The organism is Streptococcus mitis, from assembly GCF_001074635.1.
GTDB classification, from domain to species: domain Bacteria; phylum Bacillota; class Bacilli; order Lactobacillales; family Streptococcaceae; genus Streptococcus; species Streptococcus mitis_E.
This window is the reverse complement of sequence record NZ_JUQO01000194.1, coordinates 1-6020: the sequence shown is the minus strand read 5'-3', so window position 1 is coordinate 6020 and position 6020 is coordinate 1. Positions and strand designations below refer to the sequence as shown.

General features: G+C 29.1%; 6 protein-coding genes and 1 pseudogene. 2 read left to right on the top strand and 5 right to left on the bottom strand.

Annotation, left to right across the window (positions count from 1 at the left end; translation table 11 throughout):
* Positions 1-141: 141 nt before the first annotated feature.
* Both ADI58_RS08115 and ADI58_RS08110 read right to left on the bottom strand, forming a co-directional pair.
* Positions 142-912 (bottom strand): hypothetical protein, encoded by a 771-nt coding sequence (locus ADI58_RS08115; RefSeq protein ID WP_152905491.1) that lies wholly within the window; start codon positions 910-912, stop codon positions 142-144.
* 3 nt (positions 913-915) lie between these two features.
* Positions 916-1620, bottom strand: coding sequence for an ATP-binding cassette domain-containing protein (locus ADI58_RS08110; RefSeq protein ID WP_049522150.1), 705 nt, complete (start codon positions 1618-1620; stop codon positions 916-918).
* Positions 1621-1825: 205 nt separating this feature from the next.
* Here ADI58_RS08110 and ADI58_RS08105 point away from each other — a divergent pair, with 205 nt between their 5' ends.
* Both ADI58_RS08105 and ADI58_RS11570 read left to right on the top strand, forming a co-directional pair.
* Positions 1826-2677 carry a helix-turn-helix domain-containing protein gene (locus ADI58_RS08105; RefSeq protein ID WP_049522149.1) on the top strand — a complete coding sequence of 284 codons (852 nt, stop codon included), beginning with the start codon at positions 1826-1828 and terminating at the stop codon, positions 2675-2677.
* A gap of 62 nt (positions 2678-2739) precedes the next feature.
* Positions 2740-3576, top strand: a pseudogene (locus tag ADI58_RS11570) (IS630 family transposase).
* Between the two features lie 253 nt (positions 3577-3829).
* On the opposite strand, the gene ADI58_RS08090 reads toward ADI58_RS11570, so the two are convergent.
* The 3 genes from ADI58_RS08090 to ADI58_RS08080 are packed head-to-tail and all read right to left on the bottom strand — an operon-like array spanning position 3830 to position 5620.
* Positions 3830-4285, bottom strand: coding sequence for a hypothetical protein (locus ADI58_RS08090; RefSeq protein WP_049522147.1), 456 nt, complete (start codon positions 4283-4285; stop codon positions 3830-3832).
* Positions 4263-4832 (bottom strand): hypothetical protein, encoded by a 570-nt coding sequence (locus ADI58_RS08085; RefSeq protein WP_049522146.1) that lies wholly within the window; start codon positions 4830-4832, stop codon positions 4263-4265. Before ADI58_RS08085 ends, ADI58_RS08090 begins: the two co-directional genes overlap by 23 nt.
* A 23-nt stretch (positions 4833-4855) precedes the next feature.
* A complete protein-coding gene (locus tag ADI58_RS08080; protein ID WP_049522145.1) occupies positions 4856-5620 on the bottom strand; it encodes a hypothetical protein in 765 nt (254 codons plus the stop codon).
* Between the last annotated feature and the right edge of the window lie 400 nt (positions 5621-6020).

Genomic DNA, 6020 nt, shown 5'->3' with positions numbered 1-6020 from the left:
GCCATATTTTTCTCCTTTCGCTTTACAATTGGCTTGAACACCTTTATTGTATCGAATTCGGTTTTTTGGGGGTATAACCTTCGACGCGCATCTGACAGTCTGAAAGTCACACAAGAAAACGCATAGTATCAAGCGACCTTTTCAAATTTCCTGAATTCTTCTTTTTTCCAAACAATAATCCGCTAAAGTGAATACAAAAAACAAGATAAACAATAAAAAGAGAGAGAGTTCTTTAGATAACCACATTTTTTCACTTATATTCATTTCAAATAAAATAAAATCATTCAAAATTATCAGAGGATTCCAAAAAAGATACGTGTAAAATATCGTGACTTCCTTTCCTAATAAACTAGCGAATAAAGTTGGCATTGAGATTGAAAACATCAATATCAAATTTACAGGTGTCATGATTGCATTAACTTTAGACATACTCTTAATAAATAAGGAAATTAATATTCCTAATGGATACATCACTATAAAAATAATATTTGAAGCAATACTAAGATGGATAATGTGAGTATACATATTTTTCACTATTGATAAAAACAAAAGTAAAAGAGGTAATTGGAATACATTAAATAACAAGAGCATAGCTACAAAAGTACCAATATAAAATTCTAGATTACTAACATCAGTATGTGATAAAAAATTAAAAAAATTTGTTTGTCTTTTTTCTGTAAAACTACTAATGTTTAAAGTGAAAGAGAATGATAAAACGAGTAGCATCAAACTCATAGGTAAAAATTGCCCATAGAGTAACAAACTTATAATATCTGTGTTATTTAATATATTTTTAATTGCTAGACCAATAATTAAAAATACAGTAGATGGAATAATTGAACTGATAATGATTCCATAATTTCTCATATTTTCTAAAAAACTAAACTTAATCATCCGTAATATTTTTTTCAATATTTAAATCCTCTTTTCATATATTGTCTTCCCAGTAACTGCCAAATATAAATCTTCTATGGTATTTACTTTATAGTTAGAGAACAGATTATTATAGTCTCCACAACACTTGACATTACCATTATCTAAAATTATCAAATCACTCGTGAATAACTGCATATCCTCTAATTCATGACTAATAACAATGAATAATTTATCAAGATAATTTTGGGATAAGTACTGATTGAGTTCTTTTTTCTTTTCAAAATCCAACTCTGAAAATGGTTCATCCAAAATTACAATTTTCTTATTCATTACTAATGAAATGAATATTGATAGGGATTTACGCTGTCCACCTGATAAAGATTTCACCTTTTTCTTTAAAATATTAGCAATCTCAAGAAAATTATAGAGCTCCTGATCAAACCGATACGACGAGACCGAAGATTTAAAAAAATTGATTACTTCTGACACTTTCAAATTTTCTAGTATATTAAAATGCTGAGGTTGATAAGCTATTTCTCTATAAAATTGAACCTTTTTATTATAAGTAATACTGCCCGTATAGCTTATATGCCCTGCGATACAATCAATTAAAGTAGATTTTCCTGATCCGTTTTTTCCAAGTAAAAAATACCTCTTACCTTTTTCCAATTCTAGATTCACATCCCTTAAAGCAACTGTGTCTTTGTATGTTTTAATAACATTAGATATAACTAATTTTTCCATTTTTATCTCCTATTCTACTGCAAACGCGAAAACTGACATTTGGGTATTCAAAGAATTCTTAGTCAGACCATAAAATTCAACAAGTGTAATTCCCGCAAAAACTGTTCCTCTAGTTTCTTTTCGAGTAGCTAAAATTGATAACTGACTTTATTTATTGTACAATAAATAAAAACAGATTTAATTTTTGTTGGGAAAATGGGAAATTATGAAATCAAAACTTGGCATCACACTTAGAAAAGTTCGTAAAGGAAAACAAATTAGTCTATGCTCTGTAGCAGATGAACATCTTTCAAAATCTCAAATATCTAGATTCGAACGTGGGGAATCAGAGATATCTTGTATTCGACTTATCAATATTTTAGACAAATTACACATTACTTTAGATGAGTTTCTTGTTTTACATAATGAAGATTATACTAATGCTGAATTATTCGCTAATTTGGTTCAATATATTCGTAAGCAATATTCATCACATAACATCAAAAATATAGCTGCTCTACTTTCTGACTCATCACATTACACTTTAAATTCTTTCGAGAAAACAATGATAAAATCCATTCTACATACAATGGATTCCAGCATTATTCCATCAAATAAAGAATTACTTCAATTGACAGATTATCTCTTTAAAGTTGAAAAATGGGGTTACTATGAAATCACTTTATTAGGTAACTGTGTACGAACAATAAACTACAACTCCTACTTCCTATTAACAAAGGAAATGTTGAACAATTACATCTACTCTTCATTGAATAAAACAAATAAGCGAATTGTCACTCAATTGGCCATTAATTGTCTAATTCTGAGCGTAGATAAGGAAGAATTTTCAAACTGTACTTGTCTAATCACCGAAATAAAAGCATTATTAGATAATGAATTAAACTTTTATGAACAGACAGTTTTTCTCTATGCAACTGGTTACTTTGAATTTAAGCGTCATTCAGATAGCGGAATTGAAAAAATGAAACAGGCCATACAAGTCCTTGATATTTTAGGAGAAGACAAGTTAAAATTACACTATACTAGCCATTTCTATAAACTGGTAAACAAAAAATAGATGAAATGATTCTCTACCATTTATAGTTGCTTAGTTTCAAACGGGCATGTCATAATAAAGCTATGGCATATGGTACAGATTTTAAACAACGAGCATTAGATTACATCAAAGAGGGACACAGCCATGTCGAGGCAGCTAAAGTTTTTGATGTTGGCGTCAGAACTCTCTTCACTTGGGAAAAAAATTACGTGAACAAGAACACTTAGAGCGGAAAAAGCGAGTCGTCAAAAAGCGAAAGATTCCTTTAGAGGAATTGAAAGCCTTTGTAGAGGCTCATCCAGACGCTTTTTTACTGGAAATTGCAGCACATTTTGATTGTGCTATTCCTTCAGTATGGGCAGCTTTAAAGCAGATTAAGGTCACTTTAAAAAAAGACGACTAGCTTTAAGAAACAAAATCCAGAGAAAGTCGCTGAATTTCTTGATATTTTGGATAACCTAAAAGACTTACCAATCGTATATATTGACGAAACGGGAATCAATCTCTACTTCTATCGTCCTTATGCACGGGCTCCTAGAGGGGAAAAAGTCTATGAAAAGATTAGCGGACGGCGTTTTGAGCGGACTTCAATTGTTGCAGGACAAGTAGACGGAGAGTTTATAGCTCCCATGGTTTACAAGGAAAGCATGACGAGTGACTTCTTTGTGAAGTGGTTCAAAACGCAACTCCTGCCTGCTTTGAAGACATCTCATGTTATTGTCATGGACAATGCTAGTTTTCATCCCAAGAACATTTTGGATGAACTTTGCATTCAAGATAAACACTTTTTCTTACCTCTACCACCTTATTCACCAGATTTGAATCCTACTGAGCAAGCTTGGGCTATCTTGAAAAAGAAAGTGACGGATTTATTAAGGGAAGTTCCAAATTTTTTTGAATGCTTGGAGCGCTTTTTTTAAACTAAATGACTATATCATGGAAAGCACCTCCTTAACTATCAGTTTAGCCCATAAAAAAAGAAACCCAAATACAGAATCGTATTTGAATTTCTGGCTTAATTATATTGGACCGATTTGATCCTCTCTTTTTATAACTTTTCATCAATCCACTATAGCTTACAAAGAGCTCATTTTATTAAAGAGCTTTTTATTATACTTTATAAAGCGGTTTTGACTCTAAGCTATCTTTAAAATAATATGTTAAACTTAAAAATTATTTATAATGAGCAACTTGTTCCACCGTTACAGAAAGATTCGCTGGTACTTTCTCTGTAACATCTGTTATTGCATCTTTTAAAGAAAAAGGTGTTAATTGATCTAATGAAGTTATATTCTTAACAATTTTATCAGTTTCTGTTAAAAAATGTTTTATCATATACATATCTAGACTATCCAAAACAGCTTCATTATATTCTTCTTTATATTCAAATTCGTAAAATAAATCTAAATGAAGATTACGTAATAAGATAGCTTCATGTTTACCTTCTACAAAAACATCTAATAATAGAACTCTTTTTAATATATTCTCCTTATTAAAACCTATTTTTATAGAAAGGTTAACTTCTTGGCTCTCTGAAATTGTCTCACCAGAATTATACTCGTCTATCTCAAATGTATTATACTCTAATGTATTAATTTTACAACCATTATCTATTACTATATATTTCATCTTTAAGTTCCCAATGTATATCTAGAGCTTCTATCTGTTTTTTCACTTCCACATTTTTATTATTCGTAAAAGTAAGACTATTATTAAAGTTATTGTATTCTTTTAAACGCTTACAGCGACTTTTTATGTTATTTTTGTAGTATTGCGTACAATAATCATTCAAACTCAAATGTAAATCCATTGAAGGAATTTTATTTGAAATTTTCGAAAAATCATTAATTTCCACTTTTGGAAAAATTTTATTAGCAATTTTTCCAATACTATAATTATTAGATTTCGAAAAGAAACTATGAATTGAAATTTCACCATCTATTACTTTGTAAAGATTAGTAAGGTTAGGTTCAGTAATTAAAATTTCTTTAATATCTACCAAATGATTATCTTTCAACAAAGTCCTATCTTGCATGACATAAATCGTGTAAATCTTATCTAAGTGAGATACAATACCAAAGATCGGTTCATTTATTGCTAGTAAAGGCATTTTTATATCATTTTGCTCTACAATATTCATAATTTTATCAAAATTATTTATATTTTGCTTTATCATATTATTTTTCCTCCACTCATTTTTTATTCAAACGGAAATGGTATAAATTTTTCACTTAATGTTTTTAGTAAATTCACCATACTATCCTTTTCATTGTTCTTCAATACAAAATTATAGTGAAAAGTACTTGGTGTAGTATATTTTTTTTTAAAGTCACGTTCCATCATTCCGAATCCTTGATCTAAATCACCAACAAAGTAATCGTCTATACCATCAACAAACTTATCATTTATACTGTGTTTTATACAATCCATTTGTTCTTTTACTTCGCAAACACTCGAGGGCTCTTCTAATTTAATAAATGAAGTAGCAAATTGACCAATATTTTCATAAGTAACAATTTCGAATTGAGTAGGAGTAAATGTAAAATCAAAGCTCCTCTGAATATCATTTGGAATTAAAGGAATTAGAATGTCAGGTACTTTTCTTCTATTACCATTAATTATTTGTTTTACTATTAATTCCAGATTTGTCGGAAGGAAATACACCTCCTTGTTTTTATTCAAATCTGGAACAAATCGTTGTGAATCTTTTTCAAATTTTGCAAGTTCCGATTCAAATGAAAATGAATTATCCTTTTGAGTATCTTCATCATAGTTAAAATTTGTATATCGCAACCTGTCAAAATTTGATTTTGGACTAGCATATCTTACAAGAAGAACTTCGGATTCTTTTTGCAAGTCTATGTTACTCCTGTTTAATTCAACTTCTCCTTGATATCCATTAAAGAAATATAATTCATCTTGGTTCTCTCTTTTTTTACAATATTTATCATAAAATTCTTGCATTTTCTCTTTACTCTAAAATTATTCAAAAATAATAATATGTTTAATCATACCCATATATTTCTTAAAATGGGTAATCAATTTTAGATATAGTCATTTCTAGTTAAAACTATAAACTATCCTATACCATTCTATCAAATATTTGTTATTATTTCAATTTTTTATGATAGTTCAATAGGTAATTTTTTCAATCGGTAACTTCTCAAAGTAACTTCCATCTCTCTCCCAAAACTGGAAGTTAGTTTTAGAAGTTAGCAATTTTTTCAATTTTTTTTTACTTAATTTTACAATTCAAGACTAAAAAAATCATTATACAAATCAAACTGTTAAAGATGAATTTATGGTATACTAGTGATAATAAATTGTTATCGGTAGGAGATTGAAAAATGAGCAACCAATATCT